The following is a 26,854-nucleotide window of genomic DNA, read 5'->3' as shown; positions in this document are numbered from 1 at the left end:
AATCAGAACTGAGGTGAATAAATGAAACTCGAAATTGGAAACATTGAAATCAAAGAAGTTGTCCTAGGCGAAGAAGAGGGAATTGACAACGGCATACTATATCTCGATCCGAAAAAAATCAAGAAGTTGGTTTTAGCGGATGATCGGTTAGCTGATTGTCAGATTGAAATCGCCAAACCAGGGGATAGTGTTCGCATTACGCCTGTTAAAGATGTGATTGAGCCGAGATGCAAGGTTGAGTCCACAGCAGGCATTTTCCCAGGAGTTATCAATAAAGTTGATGTGGTCGGCAATGGACGTACTCATGTTTTGAAAGGGTGCGGTATCATGACCGTTGGGAAAATCGTCGGTTTTCAAGAGGGAATTGTGGACATGCAGGGACCTGGATCTGAGCTGACACCATTTTCCCAATTGATCGAAATTTGTTTAGTCCTAAAACCACAAAAAGGGTTAGATCCTCATTTGTATGAAGAGGCGGCTCGTTTCGCAGGACTAAAAACTGCGGATTACATTGGCAAGCTAGGTGAAAAAGTTAAACCTGATACAATCGAAACGTTTGAGACATTACCGTTGCTGCAACAAATTCAACAATATCCTGATTTGCCAAAAGTTGGTTATGTTTACATGCTGCAAACACAAGGATTACTGCACGATACGTATGTTTATGGAACAGACGCAAAGCATATAGTGCCAACGATTCTTTATCCAACAGAAGTTATGGACGGTGCCATAATCAGTGGAAACTGTGTATCTGCTTGCGACAAGAATACAACCTATCATCATTTAAATAATCCGGTGATTTCAGATTTGTATAAGAAGCATGGAAAAGAAATCAACTTCTTAGGTGTAGTAATAACCAATGAAACAGTTTATCTCAAGGATAAGCATCGTTCCAGTGATTTTGTCGCGAAATTGTGTGAATATCTTGGACTGGATGGGGTTATTATTTCTCAGGAAGGCTTTGGAAATCCTGATACAGATTTGATCATGAACTGTAAGAAAGTCGAAGAAAAAGGAATCAAAACAGTAATTGTAACAGATGAGTATGCTGGAAGAGACGGTGCTAGCCAGTCGTTGGCAGATGCAGATAAATTAGCAACTGCAGTTGTAACTGGTGGAAATGCAAATGAAACGATCCAATTACCTAAAATGGATCGATTGATCGGTCAATTCGATTATATCGATGTAATCGCAGGCGGCTTTGATGGCAGCTTGAAAGACGACGGCACGATTGAAGTTGAAATCCAGGCAATTACCGGTGCGACTAATGAACTAGGTTTTAACAAAATGTCTGCAAAGGGCATTTAAATAATAATAGGGAGGAAATACTAATGACTTTAAATTTAAAGAATAAAAAAGTCTTAGTGATTGGCGACCGTGACGGTATTCCAGGGCAAGCAATCGAGGCTTGTATTGAAGGTACCGGAGCTGACGTAATATTCTCATCAACAGAATGTTTCGTCTGAACGGCCGCTGGGGCAATGGACTTAGAAAACCAACGTAGAGTAAAAGAGGCAGCAGAAAACTTCGGAGCAGAGAACGTAATCGTTTTGATCGGAGCTGCTGAAGGAGAGGCGGCTGGATTAGCTGCTGAAACTGTAACAAATGGTGACCCTACGTATGCCGGTCCATTAACCAATGAACAGCTAGGCTTAGCTGTATATCACGCTGTAGAGCCAGAATTTAAAGAAGTTGTTGACCCAAATGTTTTTGAAGAGCAAATCGGTATGATGGAAATGGTTTTAGATGTTGATGACATCATTGAAGAAGTGTCGGAAATGAGGAATCAATACGCTAAATACTAATCAGTAAAGGAGCGTCTTATGACTAAGTTTAAAGTTGTTCACTACATCAACCAGTTTTATGCTGGGATTGGTGGTGAAGAAAAGGCGGATATCCAACCATTCTCAGAAGCGAAAGTAGTCGGACCAGGACTTGCTTTTATGAATTCATTTGGCGATGAAGCAGAAATCGTCGGCACGGTTGTGTGCGGCGACAGTTTCTTTAATGAGAATTTGGATAGTGCTAAAAAGGATGTATTAGAACGCATCAAACAATTTGAACCAGATATCGTTATTGCCGGACCAGCCTTTAATGCCGGTCGCTATGGAATTGCTTGTGGAGAAGTTGCTCAATCAGTTATGACTGAGCTGGACATTCCAGCTGTGACCGGAATGTATGAAGAAAACCCTGGAGTTGAAATGTATAAAAAGGGTGCTTATATCGTGCCAACTAGAAATAGTGCGGCAGGTATGAGAAAAGCAGTACCTGTTATTGCGAGTCTGGCGTTGAAATTGTTGAGAAAGGAACAAGTTTCACCAGAAGAAGACAGTTACTTTGTTCGTTATCGAAAGAATTTTCAGGATGAAAAACGCGGTTCTGCTAGAGCAGTAGATATGCTGATCCGCAAGTTGCAGGATCAAGAATTTACGACTGAGTATCCGATGCCAGAATTTGATAACGTCGCGCCAGCCACCGCGATAAGTGACTTGAGAAAAGCGAAGATTGCGCTTGTGACTTCTGGTGGGATTGTTCCTAAAGGTAATCCAGATCGAATAGAATCGAGCAGTGCCTCGAAGTACGGAACGTATTCCATTGAGAACGTTGATACTTTGACTGCAGATTTTTACGAAACGGCTCACGGTGGGTATGACCCTGTTTATGCAAACCAAGACCCAAACCGAGTATTGCCATTAGATATAGTAAGAGAACTAGAAAAAGAAGGTATGATTGGCAGTCTGCATAATTATTTTTATACGACAGTAGGAAATGGAACAGCTGTTGCGAACGCGAAAAAATATGCAGCTGAGATTGCACAGAAATTATTAGCAGATGGTGTTGACGCCGTTATTTTGACGTCCACCTGAGGCACCTGCACACGTTGCGGGGCAACGATGGTCAAAGAAATTGAAAAAACAGGTTTGCCTGTGGTTCACATTTGTACGGTAGTTCCAATCTCGCAAACAGTAGGAGCGAATAGAATTGTACCAGCTATCGCTATTCCTCATCCATTAGGAAATCCAAATACAAGCCAGATGGAAGAGCAAAAGCTTCGCCGAGAAATCGTTAAAAAAGCTTTGAAGGCGATGACAATACCTGTGGAGGAACAAACAGTATTCGAATAATTGTTAGCTGCCTGAGGGAGCATCCCTCAGGCAGCCGATTGAGATGAAAGGAGCTTGCTAAATGTATGATGTGATCATTATTGGTGGCGGTCCTGCAGGACTCACAGCAGCTTTATATAATGCGAGAGCCCGTCTTAAAGTCTTACTATTAGAAAAAACAAAGTTAGGCGGACAAATTGTATCGACACATGAAATTGCAAATTTTCCTGGTTCAATCAAATCGACTGGAGAAGAAACTTCAGGACCTGAGCTGATTAAACGCATGACAGAACAGGCACAGCAGTTTGGTGCAGAAATTCAATTGCGTAAAGAAGTGACTGATTTGGATTTTGAAGAAAGCATTAAGAAAATTACGTGCAAAGATGGCAGTATTTATAAAACTCACGCAGTTATTTGTGCAAATGGCGCTTTTCCAAGGGAAATCGGTTGTACTGGCGAACGTGAGTTGGCTGGGAAGGGTGTTTCATACTGTGCTACCTGTGACGGGGCCTTTTTTGAAGATATGGAAGTATTTGTGATTGGCGGCGGAAATTCAGCAGTAGAGGAAGCAATGTTTATCACAACGTTTGCTCGTAAAGTGACTATTATTCAAAACTTGAGTAATCTCACCGCTGATGCGATAGCTGTCGAACAGGCGAAAGACAACGAAAAAATCAAGTATATTTTCGACTCAATTGTGGAAAGTATTGAGGGTGAGGGCATCGTGGAAGCAATGACGATCCGAAATACGAAAACTGGTGAATTGACTCGCTTTGAAGCGGACGAAGATGATGGGCTATTTGGTATCTTTGTCTTTATCGGCAATGTGCCAAGCACGAAACTTTATGAAGGGAAAATCCCATTAAATGATTACGGTTATATGATCACGGATGAAGCGATGAGTACACGAGTACCAGGTGTTTTCGCAGCTGGAGATATGCGGCCGAAAGTTCTGCGTCAAGTCGTGACGGCAACTGGTGATGGTGCGATAGCAGCATTTTCAGCCCAAAAATATGTCGAGAAGATCAAAAGGGAGGCAGCAGTAACATGATTGAATTAACTATAGATAATTTTGACACAGAAGTATTGACGCAAGATACCCCAGTCTTAGTAGATTGGTGGGGAGAAACCTGTGAAAACTGTCTAGCTCTGATGCCAGATATAGAAGTTTTATATACTCAGTACGGAGACAGAATCCGTTTTACGAAATTTAATACTTCACAGAAGAAAGTTCGCCGCTTTTGTATTCAACATAAAATTCTAGGCTTACCAGTTATTTCGATTTATCAAAATGGCGAAAAAGTCGATGAAGTAGCTAAGGATGATTGTACCAAAGAAGCAATTGAAGAAATGATTCAGAAATATGTTTAAGGTGGGATGTTTATGAACTATTCGACTTTACGAGGGGCAAGTTATGTACTGATCCACACGCCTGATATGATCGAACATAACGGAACTACTCAAACAATTGAAAAGATTACGACACCAGACAGTCCATATTTAGCGAATCTTTATGACAACATTCGTCGCTACGATGAAGTAGTAAACTATGCGCCAAATCAAACGTTTATCGGAAACCTAAGCTATCAGGAGCTGAAGCAAATTCCTCAGCCATGGGTCAATCAACCATTTGAAGGGAAACGCGAAGGTAAATTTGGTGAAATTATGCCGGAGTTAGAGTTTTATGGGTTGCTTCAAATCGCTGATGTGTTTGAATTGGTTCATTTGGAAGAAAATTTTGCATTAACCGTTCGTGAGGCTTTGAACAGTCATCCCTTGTTTAAAGCCGATGTGGAAAAAATCAAAGATGGTAAAAAAATTGATTGGATTGAGAAGGATATAGCAGAAAATCATGCAGAAGGATTGTATTATGAGCGTAAATTAGTTGGTTGTGTAAGTCCGGCTCACCAGATTGATACAAATTTGAACGCTCATGTGATGTTAGAAAATTTGGTAGTGAAAGCCAGCGGAGTGCTGGCTTTGCGTCAATTGATCGATAAGCATCGGATTGATCCTAAAGAAATTGATTATGTAATTGAATGTAGTGAAGAGGCATGTGGAGATATGAATCAGCGTGGCGGAGGCAACTTTGCAAAATCAATCGCTGAACTTTGCGGATGCGATCATGCAACGGGAGCAGATATGCGTAGTTTTTGTGCAGGACCAACTCATGCATTGATCACAGCAGCATCTTTGGTGGCGGCAGGCACTCACAAAAATGTAGTAATTGTTGCAGGCGGTGCCACTGCCAAATTAGGAATGAATGGGAAGTCACATATTGGCAAAGATTTCCCAATTTTAGAAGATGTTTTAGGTGGTTTTGCGGCCTTGATCGGTGAAAATGATGGTGTTCATCCAATTTTGCGACACGATTTGACTGGCAAGCACGAGGTCGGCAGCGGATCAAGTCCACAAGCGGTGACGACGGCTTTAATCGCTAGCATTTTAGAGAAAGCGCAACTATCCATCAAAGATATCGATGTGTATTCTGTCGAAATGCAAAATCCGGATATCACAAAACCAGCAGGAGCAGGGGATGTACCGTTAGCTAATCTGAAAATGATTGGAGCCATTGGTGTATTACGCAAAGACATCGAGAAGAAAGAGCTGAAAGACTTTGTTGAGGAGAAGGCTCTTGTAGGATGGGCACCGACACAAGGACACATTCCAAGTGGAATCCCATATTTAGGTTTTGCAACAGAAGATTTAATAGCGGGTGATAAAAAGCGTGCTATGATTGTTGGAAAGGGCTCTCTATTTCTGGGCCGGATGACTAATCTATTTGATGGTGTGTCAATTTTAATTGAACGAAACAGCGGCAAAACTGCTGAAGGGAATCAGCAAGATTTAGAAGAACTGGTGAAACGTGAAGTTACGCAGGCCCTAAGAAGCTTTGCGGCCAATCTTTCAATAGAGTAGAGGTGAGGGCTATGTCTGATCAAGTGAAGCAAACGGTCAAAAAAGTTTTTGAGGATTTAGCCACTAGTTTGGAAACTGGACGAATGGAAGCAAAAATCAAGATCGGATTGACCATTGATGGTAGTGAATTAGGCCTTGATGTAATGAAGCAGGCTGCACTTGCTATTAAGCAAAAGAATCTTTTTGATTTAGTTTTGATCGGCAGTGATGTTGAGTGGGCGGCAGACTTTGAACATTTCTCAACCACAGATTGTCAAAAAGAAGCAGCTGAGTTGATGGAAGAGCTGTTAGACAGTGGTAAAATTCAAGGCTGTGTGACGTTGCATTATAATTTTCCTATCGGAGTTTCTACTGTTGGTAAAGTCATAACACCTGCGTTGGGACGTGAAATGTATATTGCGACTACAACTGGTACAGCCAGCGGTGTTCGCAATGAAGCGATGGTTTTAAACACTATCAATGGGATCATAGCCGCGAAGTCCTGTGGGATAAAACAGCCAACCGTTGGTATTTTAAATGTTGAAGGAGCAAAAATAGTTGAACGATCATTACTTGCTTTGCAGGAAAATGGTTATGAGCTTGCTTTCGGTGAAAGTAAACGAGAAGATGGTGGGAAGGTTTTACGAGGAAACGATCTATTGCTAGGCAGTGCTGATGTCGTGGTATGTGATAGTTTGACTGGCAATATTTTGATGAAGCTTTTTTCAGCCTATTCCAGTGGAGGCACCTATGAGACCTTGGGAGCTGGTTATGGTCCAGGGATCGGTCGTAATTATGCTCGCAATATTTGTATTATTTCTCGGGCTAGTGGTGCACCAGTGGTCGTAAAGGCATTGGAATACGCGTATGAACTGGCGAAGGGGAAGTTAGCGAAAATTAGTCAAACTGAGTATCAAAAAGCAGATCAAGCTGGCTTGAAACAAATTTGCGGTGAACTAGTTTCAGCACCATCAGTGAAGACGAAGGAAATTGAACCGCCCGTTAAGGAAATCGTTACGAGTGAAATTGCAGGAATCGAGATCATGGAATTAGAGGATGCGGTGAAAGCTTTGTGGGCAGTAGATATTTATGCTGAAAGCGGAATGGGATGTACCGGACCGATTATTTTAATTAATGAAAAAAATGAATCAGCTGCACAAGAGGAATTAAAGAAAGCTAATTATTTGTAAGGCAAAACCAGCTCATCAAATGGGCTGGTTTTTTCAAATTATCAATATAGAATAACATTGTTTGTAATCAAGACATGGGTTGCGGAAAAAGCAGTAGAAATGAGACGAGAGCACGTAAAATAATTCTGTCATTTTCAAAAAAAGAACAAGGAAATGTCCTATCGTTCAGTACAATCCCTTAAGAATGCAACATTTTTTAAAGAAGAGGAAGAGGTGAAAAGAAAAGTTTCATCTCTTCCTTGACTCTCCAGTTGCGGCAGACTTTAGACTGGATAGATAAGGGGGGATATACGATGAAACCATTAAGATTAATTGGTCTCACACAAAATAATTTACAGCATCTCTCACTAGAGATTCAGAAGAACCAGATCATTGTATTCACGGGGGTGTCAGGTTCAGGAAAGTCCAGCTTGGTTTTTGATACGATCGCTGCGGAAGCACAGCGACAAATGAATGCGAACTACTCTGCATTCGTAAGAAATCGGATGCCTAAATTCCTCCAGCCTAAAGCGGAACGAATTGAAAATCTTAACCCAGCAATCGTCATTGATCAAACACCACTCGGTGGGAATCAACGGTCTACGGTTGGAACCATCACTGAGATTTATTCATTGTTGCGCCTATTATATTCAAGGATAGGAAAACCACATATTGGTTCTGCTAGTCAATTTTCCTTCAATCATCCTCAGGGAATGTGTCAGAAGTGCTCCGGACTAGGACGTGTTAATCAGATCAACATTGATAAATTGATTGATCAGGAGAAATCATGGAATCAGGGAGCCGTCTTGGATACTAGATATGCGGTTGGTAATTGGTATTGGAAGCAATATGCTGCAGCAGATTTCTTTGATAATGATAAGCCATTGAAGGAATTGACCACTGCCCAGTGGAATCAATTGATTTATGGGCATCCTGAAAAAGAGGTAACACCTATCAATCCGAAACTAGAAGGAATTTGTCGAAATTATGAACGAATCATTTTAAAACGGGACTTATCTGGACATAGTAAAATGTACGAGGAAAAATTAAAAGAACTATTGTATGAAGCGCCGTGTCCTGATTGTGAAGGTCGTCGATTAAACCAACAAACGTTATCAGTAAAAATCAATAATCATTCTATTGCTGATTGTGTAGCGCTGGATATGAATGAGCTACTTGAGTTCTTGAATCGATTAGCTTATCCCGAAGTACATGAAGTCATCTATGAAATCAAGGACCAGGTTCAACATCTAATTGATATTGGGTTAGATTATTTACAGTTGGACCGAAAGACACCAACCTTATCGGGTGGAGAGGCACAACGTGTAAAGTTGGTAAAGCATATGGGAAGTGCATTGAATGGCATGTTTTATATTTTTGATGAACCAAGTACGGGCATGCACGCGCGTGATGTTTCGCGAATCAATCAACTTCTGCAAGATTTACGAGATAAAGAAAATACGGTCTTTGTTGTGGAACATGACCCAGATGTGATTGCGATCGCTGATGAAGTGATCGATATTGGACCGCTAGCAGGGAAACAAGGCGGTGAAATTATTTTTCGTGGAACTTATCCAGAACTTCTTCAATCAGATAGTATTACAGGAAAGGAAATTTGTCAGACGCTGCCGATCAATACACAACCGCGCAGGTGGCATGAAAAGATGACAATTAAGAATGCAAGCTTGCATAATCTAAAAAATGTGACGGTGGAAATACCTAAACATATTCTAACTGTCGTTACTGGTGTAGCAGGTTCAGGTAAATCAACTTTGATTACTAAAGTTCTACCGGAACAATTTCCAAATGAACTATCGATCATCAACCAATCTCCGATCAAAGCAACCAATCGTGCGACTCCAGCAACGTACCTCGGGATCTATGATGAGATTCGCCGCAGTTTTTCTAAGGCGAATAACGTCCCAGTGGGGATGTTCAGCTTCAACTCAACGGGAGCCTGTCCAACTTGTCATGGGAAAGGAGAAACAACTGTCGAGTTAGTTTTTATGGATCCGATCGTAAATGAATGTGAGGATTGCGGAGGACATCGTTTTTCAGCTGAAGCGTTGAGTTATCGATTGAAGGGATGTACGATTCTGGATGTATTAAATATGACGCCGAAAGAGCTGCAGCACTTTTATCAAAATATCGGCAGCAAAAAAATGAATGAGAAACTGCAAGCGATGATTGATACAGGATTGACTTATCTACCGGTTGGACGAAACTTGGCTACACTTTCAGGAGGTGAACGTCAGCGGTTAAAACTGACTAAAGCTATCACACAAAAGGAATCTGTCTTTGTGCTTGATGAACCAACGACAGGATTACATCTATCAGATATTAAAAAACTGAATGAGCTATTTCAACGGATGGTAGATAAAGGAAATACTTTAATAATCATCGAACACCACAGCGAAATCATCAAACAAGCTGATTGGATAATTGATATCGGACCGGACGGCGGCGTGAAGGGCGGCACCGTTGTGTTCAAAGGTATACCTGAAGACTTATTAGAAAGCGGCACGATTACTGGAGAGTATTTAAAGAAAAGTAGTCAAGTACTCGAAAACTCGATCTACAATTGATTCAGCAGTCGCTTTTCACATTGCTCATGTGACAAATATCCAAAAATGGAAATAAGGCAGACTTGATTTGTCTCCAAAAAAATGGTTTAGCGAGGGATTAGAGACTTAACGGAGAGTACTATAATTAAACAAAAGACTTTTTCGAGAAACACTTAACAAGAGTAAAGCGAACGTTCATATTTCTTTCGATTACGATAGTATATGAACGTTCGACTTGGGTTTGTCAACTAAACTGTGGAAATTAATTAGTTAAGTTTTCTAGCGAATAAACTTTCACAGTATTTTTAAGCAGCTAGGAGAAAATAATTTGAACGCACAGTTAAATAGACCTAGCCTTACGGAAGGTAGATCGCATATTTTTCAATTCTAGAAGAGAAGGTTTCGTTGACCATTAACTGATTGAGCACCATAGCCCAGTTTTAGATACGACCGCCAGCCCACTTCGTGTGTAATGTCAATCCCGATTTTCAAATGTAATTTTTTGCCGGTGAAAATATGCTAGTTTTTACCGATTTTCTTCCCTTTCTCATCTGTAGGTGCCTGAAGAACATCCTTATCAAGCAAGTAGTCTTTCATGCGATAAGATCTCCCAGTAATTTTGATTAGTTGAGAGTGATGGACCAATCGGTCCAATATGGCATTTGCTAATGTTGGGTCTGAGAATACTGCTCCCCATTTTGATAATGGGATATTCGTTGTAATAATCGTCGATTTCGTTTCATATCTCCTGGTGATTAACTGGAAAAAAAGATTTGCACCAACCTCTGAAATCGGTAAATAACCAATTTCGTCGATAATGAGTAGTTTATATCGGCAGTAATTTTTTATTAATGCTTCATGCCGGTTTTCTTGATAGGCTTTTGTCAATCGCTGAATCAACTCATTACACGTAATAAAATAGGTGCTGATTCGTTGGCGACAAGCTTCCATACCTATCGCCGTTGCTAAATGTGTTTTGCCAACACCGCTGCTGCCGATAAATAAAATGTTCTCTTGCCGTTCCATAAAATGCAGGCTGGATAAGTCCAGCAGTTGCCGTTTGTTTACACTCGGCTGATAGTCAAAGTCAAAATCGGACATCCGTTTTTCATAGGGGAAGTGGGACGTTTTGATATTCATTTTTTCCGCCCGTTGTTTCCTAAACGCTAATTCCCGTTCCGTTAATGAATAAAGAATATCGATTGTGGACAGTTCTTTTGTTTTTTCAGATTCTAAAAAATGAGGGAGATATTCTTTGATCTGATCTAGCTTTAACGTTGTTAGATTATCTAGTAACTCTTGGTATTGTGACATGGTGCCTCCTAATAGAACTCGTCGTAGAGTTTCAAATTTTCTTGAACATAGTGTGCAATTTCTTCATCCGATTTTGACCGATAAATGTCGGACTTTAAAATTTCCTGCATATCATCTGAATGATAATTAAATTTTTTTTGACTTAAAAGGTGTCTTTGAATACATTCGCCGTTATAATGAATAGTAAGTTCGCCGGCAACAGCTTGGAGAGAAACTGTCTTGCCGATATAGCGAACGGGTACAGAGTACTTATTCTTTTGATAAATCACGAGCGATTCTTTGGATACCTTACGAGAGAGGATATCTTGTGTGTAGGTCGTTAGTAATTTCGAATCAAAGGGCAATAAGTGCTCTTTTTCGTGTGCAGTAAATTTCAGTATTGGTGGACCCTCAATTGCTTGAGAAGTTTCTTTGTTAAGCTCTTCATTGAATTCAAAAACAAGATCAATCAAATCCTCCAATGTATCAAATTCGCCATTGTATACTTTTAGTTGCTCGACCGTTCGAGCTAAGGCTTCCACTTTCCCTTTTGTTTGCGGACGATAAGGTCGACAGGCAATTGGTTTAAATCCTGCGTCTTTACTGTATTCATAGAACCTTTGGTTCCAAGTGACCTTTCTAAACTGCGTTCTACTTTGATCAACAACAGTACGCATATTATCAAACCAAATTTCATGAGGAATTCCTTCTGAAGAAAGAAAGGCATTGTTCAAACAACGAAGTAATGTATCTTGTTTTCTGTCTAGCGTTAACTCGATATACTTCCAACGTGAAAAGCCTAGAACATATAAAAATAAATTGATTTGAAACCGTTGACCCGAACGATTGTAAAGGACAAGATCTTCTTTCCAGTCAACTTGTGCAGACAAACCTGGTTGGGTTTCAATTCGGATCGTCGCTTTCTGAATGTGTGTTTTTCGCAATTGGCTGCAGTAATCTCTTAGAATAGAATCCTTCCCTTCGTAACCTTTCTTCTTGATAAAACGATAAATCGCTGAAGCAGAACAGCCTAGTTCAACTTTCTCTTGAATAATTGACCGAAAAGGATCTAATTTGCTTGGCCGTTTTTTCGGTGCAGCTTTCTTTTTAGATAGATTGTTTTCGTAATAACGTTTGACAGTGCGTGGATCACATTCGAACTGTCTAGCTAAATGGGTAAAATTAGGTTTAATATCACTCATAATATAAATTTGAACTCCTTCACGTACATCTGATCGCATAAAATCCTCCTGATTGTTTTTAAACCAGTGTACTAAAAAATGTAAGAAAAACACCATTTTTCTCGTCGGCATTTTCTTACATTCTACTGTCGGGATTCACATGTAACTCTTTTGTACGTAAATAAAGTAACTTAAGGAGCGCATTCTCATTGGAGAACGCTCCTTTTTTGGTGACTTTTCTAAAGCTGGAATGGACACTCTCCACGGCGTTCGTCGTGTACATGATTTTTCGAATGGCACTGCCGTAATCAAACAATTGTTCAACGTGGGAGAAGTTCCGTTTCCATACGTCTACTGCTCCAGAATAGTGAGACCATCGATTTTGAAAGCTGTCGAAGGCGGCATGTGAGGCATTGAGAGAAGATGCCCCATAAAACTTTTTCATATCTCTGCAGACTTCCTTGTAATCTTTACTCGGAATGTATCGCAGCGCATTTCGAACAAGGTGAACAATACAACGTTGAACAATGACCGACGGGAAGATCGCTTTAGCCCCTTCTTCGAGACCAGAGACACCATCCATGGAAATAAAAAAAACATCTTCTACACCACGTGATTTCAATTCATCAAATACTTGCATCCAGCGATTTTTGGATTCCGTTTGGTTGAGCCATAACCCTAAGATTTCTTTGTTTCCTTTAAGGTCATATCCAAGAATCGTATACACTGCATATTCTTTGGCTTCGTAGTTTTCGCGTAAAGTAACATACATACAGTCAACAAATAAGAAGGCATAGCATTTCGCTAATGGGCGTGCTTGCCATTCTTCTAATTCGGGAAGTACAGCGTCTGTGATATCTGAAATCATTTCATGAGAGATATCAAAGCCATAGATATCTTCGATCGTTGCGGCAATATCTCGCTGGCTCATTCCACGAGCATACATCGAAAGAACTTTGCCTTCGATGTCGGAGACATCTCGCTTTCTCTTAGGAATCAATTCAGGATCAAAAGAGGCATCTCTATCTCTAGGAACGTCAATATCTACTTCCCCAAAACTTGTTTTAAGCGTTTTGTTTCCGTAGCCATTTCGTCGATTCTTATGTTCTTTTGGTTCTTTCGAATGAGGGTCATAACCTAAATGGTTATTCAATTCTCCCTGCAACATTTTTTCAAATAAGGGACCAAACACATCTTTTAAGGCTTCTTGCATGTCCTCTACAGATTCAGGTTGATAAGCGTTTAGAATGGTTTCAGCTAGCTTTTCAGCATCAGGATTTCTTTTCTTTCTAGCCATAATAAAATCACCTCTTAGCTTCATTTTAGAAAAATAAAAACTGTGAAGCAACCACCTGCCTAGGATTAGTGGTTACTTACACAGTTAATATTACACTCTCTTCGACTTTTTATTTTTAAAGCTTCATCCAAAAAAGTAGTTAGTCTTTTTGGACGACTAATCGACTTTTAAAAATGATCATCATTACTCACGATCTCATATTTGATTCCATCTGGATCATTAAAGAAAAGCGCATAATAATTTGGCCCATGCTGTGGAAAGATTTTTGGTTCATCCAAAATTTTGGCTCCAAGTTCCATCACTGTTTTATAGATTCGATCTACTTCATTTCTAGATGAAGCTCTAAATGCAATATGGTGAACAGCACCAGGCTTTCTTCGATGGATTGTTTCTTCTTCATATTGTTTTAATGCGGAACAGATGCCAAAATCATAAGATTTATCGAGATATTCGATGACATCCATATCCATCTCTTCCAAATAGACTTTGATTTTCTTATTTAAATCAAAACCTAGAGCTTCCATCAGCCCATCATAAAAAGATTCCACTTCATTGATATCCTTCACCGTAACTTGCAAATGATCTATTTTCATTGGCAATCCCATTCAATCGCTCCTTTCAAAAAACTATATCTTCCAATACATTGTTCCATCCACCGTACGACCCAAAATGCCATACTCAATGAGGTAGCGCCTGATCGTCACATAATCTTCGAACATCTTCGAAATAATCGTGTTGACTTCTTTTTCCGTATATTGTTTTTCAGATGTAAAGTTTTCAGCTAACTTTTGGAGCAGAATGATTCGCTTTTTTTCCTTTGTCGGAATTTGGTTCGCTTTTCCGTTTTTATCAAGGAAGACATCAAAGACTTTCTCGCGCTCTTTTTTAGTAGAGACAAACCGTTCATCTGAATCAATTAATGAGTTTGCGATAAGTTCACTATGCTCCTTTTCATCAATCGACTCTAACAATGCCAGAAGGATTTTCGCCTGACGTTTCTTTTCTTTAAATTTGAAGCGATGATTTCTCACTGCGGAAGTCGTGATACCTAGCTGATTTGCTATTTCTTGATCGTTAATTCCTGTAGAAAATAGCAATAAAAATTTTTTTTGTGTATCACTCAAACCAGTTTGATTTTTATCGAGATTTAACAAAGCGTTAAAAGAGCCATTGTGCTCATGTTTCATATGGTAGATCATAGCTCCTTCTGCTCGAGCGAACTGATTGTTTGAGTCACTGATCGGATAAACGAAACGATCATCAAACGTTTGATCACAATACAAGCAGTGAAAGAGAAATTCTCCATTTTTTGAATATCCCTTTCTTATTTCTTCAATAGTCAATTCGTGTTCCATAATATCACCTCTTGCGATAATGCTAACATAAAATAAAATCGTTTGCAAATACGATTGCATGAATGGTTTTTCAGAGGATATCCATTTTTATTGACCTTCACGCAACGTCAAGCATTATGATAAGAAGTAAGGAGGGATCTAAATGAGTGAGTTTAAAGTTACGATTATTGATTCATTGTCTTTTTATGATAAATGTCTGCAGGAGACTGTTGATGAACAGGCATTTCGCTATGAAATAATGAAGCCATTCGAAGGAATGTGGCACTATCTGAATGTACCACTTGTTTCTAAAAAGCCCGGGGACTATGATGTGCTGATGGCTTCAGAAATGTTAGGTATTTGGACGCCGCGAAAAAGTGTCGATTTAATTAAATCAAGGTTAGAGCAGCTGAAGGAATCCAATATTTTTAATGAGTGTACTCAAGTCATTGCGGAAAGTACTCAACTTTTCAATGAAATTGGCTACCAGATTCCATTCGAAGAATTGATCGTGAATATTCTACTGGGCGATCCGGAGAATGGTATATTGATGGCTAGTGAGGGTTACAGTGGATTCGGTGGAATACCGGGATATATTTTTTTGATTGTCGTGCCAAACGACTTTAATCAGGTACGACTGAAGTCGGCTTTGGCGCATGAGTTTAATCACAATATTCGTTTCACTTATGAACCATTTAATCATGGCGATGTGAGTGTTGAGGATTATTTGGTGATTGAAGGTTTAGCAGAGGTTTTCGCTGAAAAGCTTTACGGTGTCGAGTATCGCGGCCCATGGGTGAAGGAGTATGATAAAGAAGAATTGGAATATACGATTGAAGTGATGAAGGATGGTCGTGATGTTCGCGGATTTGATCAAGTCTGCGCTTACATGTACGGTGATGAAGTTGCAAGAGAGCAGGGATATCAACCTATAGGGCTTTCAAGAAATGCCGGTTATACAATTGGCTATCATTTAATAAAAGATTATCTAAAAAATACTGGAAAGACAATCGCAGAGGCTACTCTGACCCCTAGCTCGACGATCGTAGAAGAATCGAGAATATTTGATTAATTATTGAATAGAGTAAAATTGTAATCGTTTTTCTCAAAAAGGTATGCTATACTTTTAACAATCGAATGACACTAGGGGTGCTTTTACAGCTGAGATTATACCCATTGAACCTGAAACAGTTAGGACTGGCGCAGGGAATGTGCGATATTTTGGAAATTTGTACCCGACCTTTTTTTGGTCGGGTTTTCTTGAGTGTACCTTTCAAGCATAGAAGCCTCCTTTTCATTCTTACGTGAATAAAGGAGGTTTTTTATGTCGAATTAAGGAAGTATTGCAGTTTGTATTTTTGATCAAATGTACACCATTATTTACAGAAAAGGAGAAACGAATGACTTTTACAGAGTTAGCAAGAAAAGAGGCTGCCTCATTTTGGCAAGGAAGTTTTGAGCATCCGTTTATTCAATCACTAGCATCAGGAGATTTAGCTCCAGAAGTTTTTCGCTACTATTTGCTGCAAGATCGCTATTATCTTGAACATTTTAGCAAATTATATGATTATATTGCCGAGCAAACAGATGATGAAGAGGTACAGGCTCAGCTAAAAGAAAATGCTGAAAATCTTAAACTAGGCGAGTTGGCTATACGTGAAGAATTTTTTACTGAATTAGCTATTACTGAGGAAGAGATAGTAGAGACGCCGATTGCACCGACTGCTTACAATTATGTTTCTCATATGTATCGTCAACTAATTGATGGGACACCAAAGACGGCCTATGCAGGAATGCTGCCATGTGCGTGGCTGTATCAAGAAATTGGTGTTCGTCTGATTGAGAGTGGCTCTCCCCATCCTTTATACCAACGTTGGATTGAAACCTATGCGGGTGAAGACGCGGCCAAAGAAATAAAAAAAGAGCGTGCACTTTTAGATCGTCTTTACGAAGATAGTACAGAGGAAGAGCGACATCAAATGATTGAGGCTTTCGTAATCAGCAGTAAAATGGAGTATGCATTTTGGGACATGGCTACAAATTTAGAAAAATGGTAATTCAAAAGGACCGTTCACTTGTGGACGATCCTTTTCTTTTGAAAACGGTTGACAGCGAACATCATACTTGTGTTAAAATGCAAGTTAACACTTGCATAATTAGGAGGCGGTTAAAATGATTTCGGGAGCTGAATTGGTTGTAAAAGCATTAGTTAAAGAGAAAGTTGAAGTTTGTTTTGCTTATCCGGGAGGTCAAGCGATTGATTTGTTTGATGCTCTTTATCAGAAAGAGGGATTTCGAATTGTCCTGCCACGCCATGAACAAGGATTGATTCATGCGGCAGACGGCTATGCTCGTTCTACAGGGAAAGTCGGTGTTTGTTTGGTTACTAGCGGTCCAGGGGCAACTAATTTAATTACTGGTATCGCTACAGCAGGTTATGATTCTTCTCCATTAGTGTGTATTACAGGACAAGTTTCAACACATTTGATTGGAAAGGACGCTTTTCAAGAAGTTGATATGGTAGGAATTAGTCGGTCAATAGCAAAATATGCGGTAACAGTCAAAAAAAGAGAAGAACTGGGAACGATCATGAAGAAGGCATTTATGATCGCGCAAACAGGAAAGCCAGGTGTTGTAGTAGTAGACATTCCTAAAAACATTCAACAAGAACTTGGTTCTGATAATTATCCAGAAACTGTATCGATTCGTGGCGGAGAAAAAAGACAAGTTCCACCAATTAAAAAAATAAATGAAACAGCTAAGGCTTTGAACAATGCAGAAAAACCAATTTTATTAATTGGTGGAGGCGTTCATCGAGGGAACGCGCATAAAGAATTACTTGATTTTGTTGAAAAAACAAATATTCCTGTTGTTTCAACTATTATGGGAAAAGGTGCGTTGCCAAGTAATCACAGGAACTATATTGGCAATGTAGGCATTCATGGCAGCTATGCGGCGAATCAAACGCTCATAAACAGCGATGTGATTTTTGCAATAGGGACACGTTTGAATGATCGAGTAACAGGAAATGCAACAGCGTTCTGCCCACTTGCTAAGTTGATTCATTTAGATATTGATCCTGCAATAATCAATAAAAATATTGATACTTATTTAGGACTTATTGGAGAGGTTAAAGAAATTTTGCCTAAGGTTACAAGTTTAGTTAGTCCGAAGCTCCAGTGTGAACGGCTTCAAGCAATAAAAAAAATGGATACTGCTTTCCCAATTCATATGACAGAAGTTGGATTAACTCCAGAAGCTATCATAAAAAAAATCAATAAACATTTTACCAACGCAATTGTCGTTACTGATGTGGGACAAAATCAACTTTGGACGACTCAATTTCTTGAAGTTACAAAGGAAAGGCAATTACTGACATCAGGTGGTTTGGGCACAATGGGCTTTGGTTTTCCTGCCTCAATCGGTGCAAAATTGGGAAACCCAGATAAGGATGTTTTAACAATCACCGGAGATGGCGGGTTTCAAATGAATCTGCAGGAACTCGCTACAGTAATGCTAGAAAAAATTCCGATCATCATTTGCATTTTCAATAATGGCTGCCTAGGTAACGTCCGGCAGTGGCAGGAAATGTTTTATGAAGAGCGCTATTCTCATACGATTCTAAAAGAAAAAAACACACCATACATTCCTGATTTTTTAGCATTGGCACGCAGTTATGGGATTGACGGTATGAGAATAACGACTGAGGAAGAAATAGATGAAGCATTTAAACATGTGAGACAACTTCCCAACGAGACATTTGTACTCGAATTTATACTAGAAGCAGAGCAAAAAGTTATGCCGATTGTTGCACCAGGTCAAAGTTTAAAGGAAATGATCGTTTATGAATAAAACAGAGCAAAAATGGCTAAGTGTTTATGTTGAGAATGAAGCAGGGGTATTGGCGAAGGTATCTGGCTTATTTTCAGGAAAATTATATAATTTAAATAGTTTGACGGTCGGAGAAACCGAGACTGTGGACACTTCACGAATGACAATCAGTCTCTACAGTGATGATCGTACTTTTGAACAGATAAAACATCAATTAAGCAATATGGTTGAAGTGATTCAAGTGATTGACTACAGCAATATTTCGATTCATGCAAAAGAAGTCATGTATGTAAAACTGAAGTATAATAAAGAGATGGATCAGTTATTAGTAAATCTGAAGGAGCGGCTAGTGTTCGAAGTGATTGATCGGACAGAAAATGAGCTGCTGATTGAAAGCATCAACTGTGAGAAGAAAAATAATGAGCTTGTTGACTCTCTACGTCAATCCGTTGTTATAGAGGAAATGGAAGTAATTCGCGGAGGAAGCGTAGCCATCTCAAGTCTTTCAAAGGAGTAAAGGAAAGTAAAATGAAAAAAACTCGAGCCAATATTATGGCGGCAACAAAACAACTGATCATTAAAAAGGGCTACAGTGATATGACTACGAAAGATATTGCAAGAGAAGCGCAAGTGAATGAGGCGACAGTATTTCGTCAATTTGGTACTAAAAAAAAGTTGTTGTTTGCAACATTGGAAGAAGCGGATTGGATTCCCTCAGTGAACAATGATAGTTTCAAACAGTTTCAATGGAACATTACGAAGGATTTGCGCCTGATCATGGAAAATTATTTTGAGCAAGTAACACCAGAAATTGTGCGTTTTTCATTGGGACTTAGGTCACAAGAAATTTATCAAGAAACACTGCCATATATCCAAAAAATTCCAAGCGCCTTTACAGAGCTGATACAAGATTATTTAAATAAAATGAAGGAAAGAGGAGAGCTGAAAATTGGAAATCCGAAAGAATCGGCGGAAGTCATCTTTTCTAGTATGATCGGTTTTGCTTTTTTACACGCATATTCTAGTGAGGATCAGTACAAAATAGATAAAGACGCTTTTGTATCTCATGCAATCAACTGTTTTGTGAAGGGATTAAACTAAAAACTTGGAGACACTTTTCGATTTACAGAAAGTGTCTCCAAGTTTTTTTTATTCAAGAGGTTTCTAATTTACATCAACCGATTGTCTTCATTTTGCTTAGAAGGACGTAATAAAGCTTTCTTTTGTTCCAAGCGAAAATAAATGAAGTGTGAAAGGACACCAAAAAATACTGGGCCTAAAAGTAGTGTAGAAAAGTTCAAGTAATTTCCTAATTTCAGTGGTTCATAGATTTGAAAAGCAATTGCGATAAAAATACAAATACATACACTGAGAGATAAAAAGTAATTTAAGAAATTATTTTTAATAATCAATGAGTCTTTTAAAATGATCCTTTTCCTCAAAGAAAATGGGAAGCTAGCAGCAACGATGAAGTAAGGAATCGCTCTAGAAACATTTGTCATATAAGTCAACTGGTTAAACAGTTCGGATAGGAAGGTGTTACTGAAAGCGAGCAGCCCAATAAATAACGAGATAAGGAATGATTGGATCCAAAGTGCATTCTCTGGCATTTGATTCTTATTAAGCGTTGAAAACTTCGGCCAAAATATTTTCGGGGTACTTTTAATCAAACTTTTTAAAGGTCCATAACTAATAGAACTAAGTAGACTTAAGTAAGCAAGCCCCATAGTCAAAGCAGTATAGCGGATAAAAAGCTGAGTTAATAAATAACTATGTGAAGCAGATAAGTTGAAGCAAACAGCTAAATTCTTAGCTAATTGTTCCATTACACCATACATTAAATTGCCGAGATGAAGAGAGGTCGCATTTCTCAGCTCCTCAATATTGTTGGCGCAACTCCAAAGAATGATCCCACTGATATATAGCAGCAACACAACAAATGAACTGATGATCACTGATCGAGGAAACCTCGTTCGACTATTCTTTGTTTTATCTGCAAGGCTTGCAATGGTGTCCAATCCCCCAAATGCTGTGATTGAGAAAATAAAAAAAGGTAATTGGGAAAGTAAACGATTAGATGATTCTTGAAAAAAACTTGATACTGTAATGCTATGAGTGATGTTTTCTGCTACCTGATCTGGATTTTTTATGATCAGCAATAAATTTCCAATAATTGAAATAATTAGCAAGCCGACCATCGCATACCCGCTAATATGCAGAAACCTAAAAATAACTTGAAAACCACGTTTATTCATCCAAGTGATAAACAAAACCGCCAAAATTGAAAAAAGAGCTAGCCAAATCTGTGGAGAAAGTCCAAACCAATCAATTGAAGCAGTGATATCCTTGCCGAAAATAAGAACAGATAGAGGGATTAGGATTTTCATAAATAGACTGATCATCCAAATAAAATAACTGCTATACCAAAGGAAAACAGTAGTGAAGGCGGCTTTGGGTGAAAGAGACTCCTTTAACCAATCATAGATCGCTCCTGAGCGATGGGCATATTTTTTGGTATATTGAGCGACGATCAACGCATAAGGAATGAAGTAAAAAAAAGCACTGATAAAAAACCAAATAAGTGATTGACTTCCTAGCATAAAGAAAGCTGAAACCATGCTAGAAAATGAATACACTGTGGTAGTGATAATCAAGATCAAATTTTGAGAAGATTTCATTTTATCCATCGTTTGCTCCCGGTAGTCTTTTTCTATATCTTATTTTCTTTCAAAAAAAAAGACAAGATAGATTATTATCCCAAAAGAATAAAATAGTTTTGCAAAAGCGAAGTAGATGATTGGTAAATCAACACTTCTAAGTACGCAAGTAGGAGCAATAACAATATATTGCTTTGTTTTCGCAAGAAATAACAAATTTTGGCTGAACTGTTCGGATTGAATAGTCTTTTAGTGATTTGTAAATTACCATTTAAGAAAGCGGATTCAATAAAATTACAGTTAGCGAGCATCTATAATAGCTTAACTTTGCTGTACAAATAGCTGGAATCTAGATTGTTATTGGTCAGCATAGTAATATTTTGTCCTCTCGTTTGAAAAATAGCATAATGTGGCTGAGTTATAGGAAAAAGATCAGTCGTAGTGTAAACGTTTGCTATAATGAGAATGAAAATTGAATATTTAATAACTAAACAAGGGAATGAGGTGAGAATCCTCAACAGCCCCTTTCTACTGTATATGCGGATGAAATCTCAACAGCCACTTTTCGGGAAGGCGAGAAAGTAAAATGATGCGAAGTCAGGATACCTTGTGTAGGGATTAAAAAATAATTGGATTGGGAAGATTATTTTGCTGAGTGTCTATTCATGAGTTTAGACAAATTAAAATACGGCGAGCCCATCTTATTTGGACTCGTCGTATTTATTTTTAAGGAGGGAATTATTATGAAATATTCAACAAAAAAATTAGCAACACTGGCAATTTTATTGGCTCTTTGCGTGATAGGTGCGAATATCAAAATCTTGGGTTCAATCGCACTAGATTCTTTTCCAGCGTTCATTGGTGCAATCATACTCGGACCTGCCGCAGGTGCATTTTTAGGGTTTTTTGGACATATGATCTCTGCATTACTGTCTGGCTTTCCTAATACTTTACCGATCCACTTGGTTATTGCAGTTTTGATGGCTGCTTGCATGTTCTTTTATAGTTGGACACGCAGAAAGTTTTCAAAAAATAAGATTGCTGCTTCTGTTGTCTCAATGTTAGTTGCCTACACAATCAATGTACCGCTTGATTTACTTTTACTCTACCCAGTGATGGGACCAGTTGTTTTTATGCTTTTTGTACCTTTGACACTCGCAACTGTAGTCAATTTATGTTTGTCCGAGGTTGTAATTTTAGGTATTCCTCAAAAATATAAAGAAGCAGTCTTTTTAAAATAATCAAAAATCGGAGTCGTTGCTATGACAGCTAAGCATGGAGGAAACATTCAAGAAATTAGTGAAATATATCAAAAGAATAAGCGTCAGTTAATTGATTTTAGCGCAAATATCAATCCTCTAGGTATTCCAGAGGAAATCAAGAAAATTCTAACAGACAATATCGAGATGTTGATTCATTATCCGGATATTCGTTACCATTCACTGATTCAAGCTATCGCAAATTTCCATAAAATTCCACAGAGATATGTATACCCTTCAAACGGTGCAGCCGAGGCAATCTTCATGTTGGGACGTACACTAAGTGTAAAGAAATTGATGTTGCTTGCACCAACTTTTATGGAATATGAGGAGGCCTTTGGTCAGCAAGATACAGAATTTTGTTATTTCTACTTAGAGCAGTCGAATTTTCAATGGTCGATTTCACAGTTAAAACAGGCTGCGAAAAAGCAAAAGGTTACAGGAATTTGTCTTTGTAATCCAAATAACCCAACAGGACAGTTATTAAATCAGTCAGAACTCGACGATCTGTTAGCTTTTTGTCGCGAAAATAAAATGGTGCTAATCGTAGATGAAGCATTTGTCGATTTCACAGAAGAAGAGCATTCGCTTATCCCGTCGATTAAGGATTATTCAAATTTATTCATTTTCCGTTCATTAACGAAAATGTTTGCGATTCCAGGATTACGATTAGGCTATTTACTAACAAGTAATTTATCAATCTTAGCAGAAATTAATGAGAAAACTATTCCTTGGCATATCAATACATTTGCTGAATTAGCGGGGCAACAAGCATTGAAAGAAACTCAGTTTATTGAGGAAAGTAAGCAGTACATTATAAGCGAACGACTTTTTTTAGAAGCAGAATTATCAAAATACAAGGAGCTGGAGTTATTCCCCAGCCAAACCAATTTTCTTTTTTTTCGCTATTCAGGGAGCGGTTGCTTACAAGAAAAAATGATCCATAAAAATATTTTGATTCGAAATTGTAATAGCTTTAATGGATTGACTAAAAGGTATTATCGAATAGCTGTTAAATCAAGAGTCGAAAATCAAAAATTACTTGAGGCATTGGAGGCAATACTATGAGGGTGACAGCATCCTGCCCAGGTTCCTGTGGAGAGCTGATTCAGGGGTGGTATGGAGATTCACAAAAACTAGTCAGTTATGGTATTGATCGCTTTTCTAGAGTCACCATTCAAGCTGGGCATTCCTTTGAATCTACACACTCTAAATCTAAAGAGGCCTTAAAAAGGACTTTTGATCACTTCAATCTTCGAAACGAGGATAGTAAAAATTTTGAGCTATCGATTGTTTCAGATTTACCTTTAGCCAAAGGAATGGCCAGCAGCACTGCAGATATAGCCGCCACCTGTCGGGCTGCCGCGGCTTATCTTGGGAAAACAATATCGACAAATGAGATTATAGACATCTGCTTAACGATCGAACGAACTGACAGCATACTTTTCCCAACACTCACCTTCTTTGAACAAAAGAATGGCACGGTTAGAAAAGAAAGTGGGTGGGCTCCTCATTTTTATGTAATTGTTCTAGAACCAGAGGAGACACTCACAACTGAAGGATTTCATACAATTGAAACAGATCGGCTTTTTTATCAGCAACGTGAGCAATTTTCTAAGATCTACCATCGTTATCAAACTGCCGTATCGGAGCGTTCAATAAAGCGGCTTGGAGAAGTAGCCATTCAAAGTGCTTTATTAAATCAAAAGATTTTACCCAAACCATATTTTTCTGAGCTATTAAAACTTCAAAAGCAGTATGACTGGCTTGGTGTTAACGTTGCACATAGTGGATCAGTAGTAGGAATAATGATCGAATCAGTAAAAGAAATCGATCAAGTTTTGAACGTCATTCAACGATCGAAACTTAGCAGCTATTATTCAAAAGTAAGTGTACATCAAAGCTGCTATCGTGGCGTACAACTGATAGAAGTGAGGAGAAATGATGAAAAAGTTGATGATCGCAGCAGTATCCAGCGGTTCAGGCAAAACGACAATTACGCTTGGTTTAATGAAGCTTTTACAAAATCACGGATATCGAATTCAGCCTTATAAGGTTGGACCAGATTATGTTGATACGCAATACCATACACGAATTACTGGAAAACCTTCACGAAACTTAGATATGTTTTTAGTACAAGATGACGAGAGATTGCAAACTCTATTTGAGAAAGAGGCCCAGCAAGTAGATATTTGTGTGATTGAAGGAGTAATGGGGCTTTTTGATGGATTGGGAGTGAACAAGGATTTTTGTTCTAGTGCGGGTGTGGCCAAACAATTGAATTGTCCAGTGCTGTTAGTAGTCAATGGACAATCAGCTTCAACATCTGTTGCAGCTGTTGTAAAGGGCTTTTCTGATTTTGATCCTGCGGTCATGATTTGTGGCGTAATTATTAATAAGGTTGCGTCTGATACGCATTACCAATTAATAAAAAAAGCAGTAGAAACCTATACAAAAGTTCCTGTTTTTGGCTATCTGAAGCGTGAAGAGGGAGTGGCACTCCCTTCTAGACAACTCGGTTTAGTACCAGATAGAGAAATTAATGATGTAGATGAAAAAATAGAACAAGTAGCAGCTTCGTTAGAAAAGACCTTTGATTTCAATGGTTTATTAGAAAAGCTGCCAGAAGAGAAAATATCGTATAGGGCACCAAATTATCCTCAATACTCAGAGCTTAAAGTGGCTTATGCACTCGATGAGGCATTCCACTTTTATTATCAAGATAATCTCGAGTTATTAACCTCATATGGGGTGGAACTTAGTACTTTTAGTCCAATGAAGGATCAACAACTTCCTGAAGCTGATTTGTATTACTTCGGGGGAGGGTATCCTGAAGAATTTGCCCAACAACTCGCTGAAAATCACTCGATGCGTAAAAGTATCAAAGACAAGCATGAGCAAGGAGCTTTTATATTGGCAGAATGTGGGGGCCTGATGTATTTAGGATCATTTTTCAAAGAAGACGATCAACGTTATCCAATGGTAGGGATTTTTGATGGAATCAGTGAAATGACCTCTGGTTTGAGAAAGTTTGGCTACTGTTATGGAGAAATTGAACGAGATACATTAATTGGAAAAAAAGGCTCAACTCTCGTTGGACATGAATTTCATCATTCAATTTTCAATACTCAAGAAAAGACAGTGTTGAAAATGACCAAGAAAAGAGATGAAGAGGTGGTAAAGCGTTGGACTGGCGGTTATCAAAAGAAGAATACATTTGGAAGTTATCTTCATCTTCATTTCTATCAAAGTGAGAACTTCTTACAGACATTATTGGAGCAAGTGAGGTCTGGACTATGACAGGGTTGGTTATTATAGCATTTTTGCTGGATTTGCTTGTCGGTGATCCATACAGCTGGCCGCATCCCATTAAAATAATTGGAAATTTTATCGACTGGTTTCGAAAGAGTTTTACTCAAACAAAAAATGAGAAAGAAAGATATCGTTGGGGCATTGTTTTATGGTTTGTAACAGTTTTAGGATCGGGTGCAGTTACTTACCTTATTCTAAGATTGGGATTTTTAGTACATCCGTTTTTAGGAAACTTGTGTTATATCTATTTGGCTTATACTACTCTGGCTATTAAAAGTTTGTCGTCAGAAGGGCAAAAAGTTTATCAGAAATTAGTAAATGAAAGTTTGAAGAGTGCTCGTCAGCAAGTCGCAATGATTGTAGGCAGAGATACGAATGAGTTAACAAAGGAAGAGATCACCAAAGCAACGATCGAAACTATTGCCGAAAACACCAGTGATGGAGTGATTGCACCACTATTATGCTTATTCATTGGCGGACCCACTTTGGCAATGATGTACAAAGCTGTTAACACGCTTGACTCAATGGTAGGTTATGTGACGCCAAAATACCGAGCAATTGGCTGGTTCTCGGCAAAAATGGATGATCTTTGGAATTTCCTGCCTGCTCGTATGACTTGGCTATACTTATTAGTTGCTACTAAATTCTTGCAACTTAATACATCTAATGCTTTGCGTGTTGGAAAAAGAGATTGTCGTAATCATAAAAGTCCTAATAGCGGCTATCCTGAAGCGGTAGTTGCAGGAGCATTAGGAATTCAACTAGGTGGGACCCATCTCTATCATGGTGTTGAAATCTATAAGCCGACTATCGGCGTACCACTTCGCTCACCCCAGCCCAAAGACATTCTAACTACGAATGCGTTGTTGTATACAACGGCCGTTTTAAGTCTGATTGTATTCAGTGTTCTATCAATTGTAATTAATAATTATCTTTTGTGAAAAGAGGGAATAAC

The 26,854-nt window shown here is 38.7% G+C and carries 23 protein-coding genes, 1 pseudogene and 2 riboswitches; of the genes and pseudogenes, 18 read left to right on the top strand and 6 right to left on the bottom strand.

All coding sequences use genetic code 11. The features are described 5' to 3' along the window. Positions 1-21 precede the first annotated feature (21 nt). From IGI67_RS04655 to IGI67_RS04620, 8 genes are all read left to right on the top strand, one after another. The gene (locus IGI67_RS04655) at positions 22-1,308 is read left to right on the top strand and encodes a glycine/sarcosine/betaine reductase component B subunit (RefSeq protein WP_429956907.1); all 1,287 of its coding nucleotides are present in this window, start codon (positions 22-24) and stop codon (positions 1,306-1,308) included. 23 nt (positions 1,309-1,331) lie between these two features. Next, a complete protein-coding gene (grdA, locus tag IGI67_RS04650) occupies positions 1,332-1,805 on the top strand; it encodes a glycine/sarcosine/betaine reductase complex selenoprotein A (RefSeq protein ID WP_242550267.1) in 474 nt (157 codons plus the stop codon). Between the two features lie 18 nt (positions 1,806-1,823). Next, entirely contained in the window at positions 1,824-3,125 is a 1,302-nt protein-coding gene (gene grdB, locus IGI67_RS04645) for a glycine reductase complex selenoprotein B (RefSeq protein ID WP_429956906.1), read from the top strand. Between the two features lie 61 nt (positions 3,126-3,186). Beyond that, a complete protein-coding gene (locus tag IGI67_RS04640) occupies positions 3,187-4,155 on the top strand; it encodes an NAD(P)/FAD-dependent oxidoreductase (RefSeq protein ID WP_429956905.1) in 969 nt (322 codons plus the stop codon). Beyond that, the gene (trxA, locus tag IGI67_RS04635; RefSeq protein WP_429956904.1) at positions 4,152-4,475 is read left to right on the top strand and encodes a thioredoxin TrxA; all 324 of its coding nucleotides are present in this window, start codon (positions 4,152-4,154) and stop codon (positions 4,473-4,475) included. Before IGI67_RS04640 ends, trxA begins: the two co-directional genes overlap by 4 nt. Before the next feature lie 12 nt (positions 4,476-4,487). Continuing rightward, positions 4,488-6,023, top strand: coding sequence for a glycine/sarcosine/betaine reductase complex component C subunit beta (gene grdC / locus IGI67_RS04630; protein WP_429956903.1), 1,536 nt, complete (start codon positions 4,488-4,490; stop codon positions 6,021-6,023). 11 nt (positions 6,024-6,034) lie between these two features. Then, positions 6,035-7,192 (top strand): glycine/sarcosine/betaine reductase complex component C subunit alpha, encoded by a 1,158-nt coding sequence (gene grdD, locus IGI67_RS04625; protein ID WP_207107897.1) that lies wholly within the window; start codon positions 6,035-6,037, stop codon positions 7,190-7,192. A 293-nt stretch (positions 7,193-7,485) separates the two neighbouring features. Then, the gene (locus IGI67_RS04620) at positions 7,486-9,756 is read left to right on the top strand and encodes an ATP-binding cassette domain-containing protein (RefSeq protein WP_429956902.1); all 2,271 of its coding nucleotides are present in this window, start codon (positions 7,486-7,488) and stop codon (positions 9,754-9,756) included. A gap of 498 nt (positions 9,757-10,254) precedes the next feature. On the opposite strand, the gene istB is transcribed toward IGI67_RS04620, so the two are convergent. The 5 genes and pseudogenes from istB to IGI67_RS04595 all read right to left on the bottom strand — a co-directional run bounded on the left by istB (position 10,255) and on the right by IGI67_RS04595 (position 14,861). Then, positions 10,255-11,049 (bottom strand): IS21-like element helper ATPase IstB, encoded by a 795-nt coding sequence (gene istB / locus IGI67_RS04615; RefSeq protein ID WP_429956808.1) that lies wholly within the window; start codon positions 11,047-11,049, stop codon positions 10,255-10,257. An 8-nt stretch (positions 11,050-11,057) separates the two neighbouring features. Next, positions 11,058-12,269, bottom strand: coding sequence for an IS21 family transposase (istA, locus tag IGI67_RS04610; RefSeq protein WP_429956901.1), 1,212 nt, complete (start codon positions 12,267-12,269; stop codon positions 11,058-11,060). A 103-nt stretch (positions 12,270-12,372) separates the two neighbouring features. Then, positions 12,373-13,506, bottom strand: a pseudogene (locus IGI67_RS04605) (IS256 family transposase); the annotation flags it as partial. 167 nt (positions 13,507-13,673) lie between these two features. Then, a complete protein-coding gene (locus IGI67_RS04600) occupies positions 13,674-14,111 on the bottom strand; it encodes a VOC family protein (protein ID WP_429956900.1) in 438 nt (145 codons plus the stop codon). Between the two features lie 21 nt (positions 14,112-14,132). After that, positions 14,133-14,861, bottom strand: coding sequence for a DUF2087 domain-containing protein (locus IGI67_RS04595; protein WP_429956899.1), 729 nt, complete (start codon positions 14,859-14,861; stop codon positions 14,133-14,135). A 142-nt stretch (positions 14,862-15,003) separates the two neighbouring features. On the opposite strand from IGI67_RS04595, the gene IGI67_RS04590 reads away from it, so the two are divergent. The 5 genes from IGI67_RS04590 (at position 15,004) to IGI67_RS04570 (ending at position 19,772) form a co-directional block, all read left to right on the top strand. Then, positions 15,004-15,912, top strand: coding sequence for a DUF2268 domain-containing protein (locus tag IGI67_RS04590; protein ID WP_429956898.1), 909 nt, complete (start codon positions 15,004-15,006; stop codon positions 15,910-15,912). 63 nt (positions 15,913-15,975) lie between these two features. After that, positions 15,976-16,067, top strand: a riboswitch (TPP riboswitch). Positions 16,068-16,240: 173 nt separating this feature from the next. Beyond that, the gene (gene tenA, locus IGI67_RS04585; RefSeq protein ID WP_429956897.1) at positions 16,241-16,897 is read left to right on the top strand and encodes a thiaminase II; all 657 of its coding nucleotides are present in this window, start codon (positions 16,241-16,243) and stop codon (positions 16,895-16,897) included. A 115-nt stretch (positions 16,898-17,012) separates the two neighbouring features. Continuing rightward, on the top strand, positions 17,013-18,692 hold the full coding sequence (ilvB, locus tag IGI67_RS04580) for a biosynthetic-type acetolactate synthase large subunit (RefSeq protein ID WP_429956896.1): 1,680 nt from the start codon (positions 17,013-17,015) through the stop codon (positions 18,690-18,692). Continuing rightward, the gene (gene ilvN, locus IGI67_RS04575; RefSeq protein WP_429956895.1) at positions 18,685-19,188 is read left to right on the top strand and encodes an acetolactate synthase small subunit; all 504 of its coding nucleotides are present in this window, start codon (positions 18,685-18,687) and stop codon (positions 19,186-19,188) included. The genes ilvB and ilvN overlap by 8 nt, the downstream gene beginning before the upstream one ends. Positions 19,189-19,199: 11 nt before the next feature. Then, on the top strand, positions 19,200-19,772 hold the full coding sequence (locus IGI67_RS04570; protein WP_429956894.1) for a TetR/AcrR family transcriptional regulator: 573 nt from the start codon (positions 19,200-19,202) through the stop codon (positions 19,770-19,772). Positions 19,773-19,840: 68 nt separating this feature from the next. On the opposite strand, the gene IGI67_RS04565 is transcribed toward IGI67_RS04570, so the two are convergent. After that, positions 19,841-21,358: an amino acid permease gene (locus tag IGI67_RS04565; protein WP_429956893.1), complete on the bottom strand. Its 1,518-nt coding sequence runs from the start codon at positions 21,356-21,358 to the stop codon at positions 19,841-19,843. Between the two features lie 464 nt (positions 21,359-21,822). Next, positions 21,823-21,936, top strand: a riboswitch (cobalamin riboswitch). 135 nt (positions 21,937-22,071) lie between these two features. Here IGI67_RS04565 and IGI67_RS04560 point away from each other — a divergent pair. The 5 genes from IGI67_RS04560 to cbiB are packed head-to-tail and all read left to right on the top strand — an operon-like array spanning position 22,072 to position 26,840. Next, the gene (locus tag IGI67_RS04560) at positions 22,072-22,569 is read left to right on the top strand and encodes an ECF transporter S component (RefSeq protein WP_207107906.1); all 498 of its coding nucleotides are present in this window, start codon (positions 22,072-22,074) and stop codon (positions 22,567-22,569) included. A gap of 21 nt (positions 22,570-22,590) precedes the next feature. Continuing rightward, positions 22,591-23,655: a threonine-phosphate decarboxylase CobD gene (gene cobD / locus IGI67_RS04555; protein WP_207107907.1), complete on the top strand. Its 1,065-nt coding sequence runs from the start codon at positions 22,591-22,593 to the stop codon at positions 23,653-23,655. Continuing rightward, complete coding sequence (locus tag IGI67_RS04550) at positions 23,652-24,641, top strand: hypothetical protein (protein WP_429956892.1); 990 nt, start codon at positions 23,652-23,654, stop codon at positions 24,639-24,641. Before cobD ends, IGI67_RS04550 begins: the two co-directional genes overlap by 4 nt. After that, entirely contained in the window at positions 24,532-25,887 is a 1,356-nt protein-coding gene (locus IGI67_RS04545) for a cobyrinate a,c-diamide synthase (protein ID WP_429956891.1), read from the top strand. The genes IGI67_RS04550 and IGI67_RS04545 overlap by 110 nt, the downstream gene beginning before the upstream one ends. Beyond that, complete coding sequence (cbiB, locus tag IGI67_RS04540) at positions 25,884-26,840, top strand: adenosylcobinamide-phosphate synthase CbiB (RefSeq protein ID WP_429956890.1); 957 nt, start codon at positions 25,884-25,886, stop codon at positions 26,838-26,840. The genes IGI67_RS04545 and cbiB overlap by 4 nt, the downstream gene beginning before the upstream one ends. The last annotated feature ends 14 nt before the right edge of the window (positions 26,841-26,854 follow it).

Source organism: Enterococcus sp. AZ196 (genome assembly GCF_050498845.1).
Lineage (GTDB): Bacteria > Bacillota > Bacilli > Lactobacillales > Enterococcaceae > Enterococcus_A > Enterococcus_A murrayae.
Note: the sequence above shows the minus strand (reverse complement) of the source record. Positions and strands in the feature narration are given on the sequence as shown.

Bases quoted from the DNA above. Each gene is read 5' to 3' on its own strand.
- IGI67_RS04655 (WP_429956907.1), top strand. From the start codon at position 22: ATGAAACTCGAAATTGGAAACATTGAAATCAAAGAAGTTGTCCTAGGC.
- IGI67_RS04640 (WP_429956905.1), top strand. From the start codon at position 3,187: ATGTATGATGTGATCATTATTGGTGGCGGTCCTGCAGGACTCACAGCA.
- trxA (WP_429956904.1), top strand. From the start codon at position 4,152: ATGATTGAATTAACTATAGATAATTTTGACACAGAAGTATTGACGCAA.
- grdC (WP_429956903.1), top strand. From the start codon at position 4,488: ATGAACTATTCGACTTTACGAGGGGCAAGTTATGTACTGATCCACACG.
- grdD (WP_207107897.1), top strand. From the start codon at position 6,035: ATGTCTGATCAAGTGAAGCAAACGGTCAAAAAAGTTTTTGAGGATTTA.
- IGI67_RS04620 (WP_429956902.1), top strand. From the start codon at position 7,486: ATGAAACCATTAAGATTAATTGGTCTCACACAAAATAATTTACAGCAT.
- istB (WP_429956808.1), bottom strand. From the start codon at position 11,049: ATGTCACAATACCAAGAGTTACTAGATAATCTAACAACGTTAAAGCTA.
- istA (WP_429956901.1), bottom strand. From the start codon at position 12,269: ATGCGATCAGATGTACGTGAAGGAGTTCAAATTTATATTATGAGTGAT.
- IGI67_RS04600 (WP_429956900.1), bottom strand. From the start codon at position 14,111: ATGGGATTGCCAATGAAAATAGATCATTTGCAAGTTACGGTGAAGGAT.
- IGI67_RS04595 (WP_429956899.1), bottom strand. From the start codon at position 14,861: ATGGAACACGAATTGACTATTGAAGAAATAAGAAAGGGATATTCAAAA.
- IGI67_RS04590 (WP_429956898.1), top strand. From the start codon at position 15,004: ATGAGTGAGTTTAAAGTTACGATTATTGATTCATTGTCTTTTTATGAT.
- tenA (WP_429956897.1), top strand. From the start codon at position 16,241: ATGACTTTTACAGAGTTAGCAAGAAAAGAGGCTGCCTCATTTTGGCAA.
- ilvB (WP_429956896.1), top strand. From the start codon at position 17,013: ATGATTTCGGGAGCTGAATTGGTTGTAAAAGCATTAGTTAAAGAGAAA.
- ilvN (WP_429956895.1), top strand. From the start codon at position 18,685: ATGAATAAAACAGAGCAAAAATGGCTAAGTGTTTATGTTGAGAATGAA.
- IGI67_RS04570 (WP_429956894.1), top strand. From the start codon at position 19,200: ATGAAAAAAACTCGAGCCAATATTATGGCGGCAACAAAACAACTGATC.
- IGI67_RS04565 (WP_429956893.1), bottom strand. From the start codon at position 21,358: ATGGATAAAATGAAATCTTCTCAAAATTTGATCTTGATTATCACTACC.
- IGI67_RS04560 (WP_207107906.1), top strand. From the start codon at position 22,072: ATGAAATATTCAACAAAAAAATTAGCAACACTGGCAATTTTATTGGCT.
- cobD (WP_207107907.1), top strand. From the start codon at position 22,591: ATGACAGCTAAGCATGGAGGAAACATTCAAGAAATTAGTGAAATATAT.
- IGI67_RS04550 (WP_429956892.1), top strand. From the start codon at position 23,652: ATGAGGGTGACAGCATCCTGCCCAGGTTCCTGTGGAGAGCTGATTCAG.
- IGI67_RS04545 (WP_429956891.1), top strand. From the start codon at position 24,532: ATGAAAAAGTTGATGATCGCAGCAGTATCCAGCGGTTCAGGCAAAACG.
- cbiB (WP_429956890.1), top strand. From the start codon at position 25,884: ATGACAGGGTTGGTTATTATAGCATTTTTGCTGGATTTGCTTGTCGGT.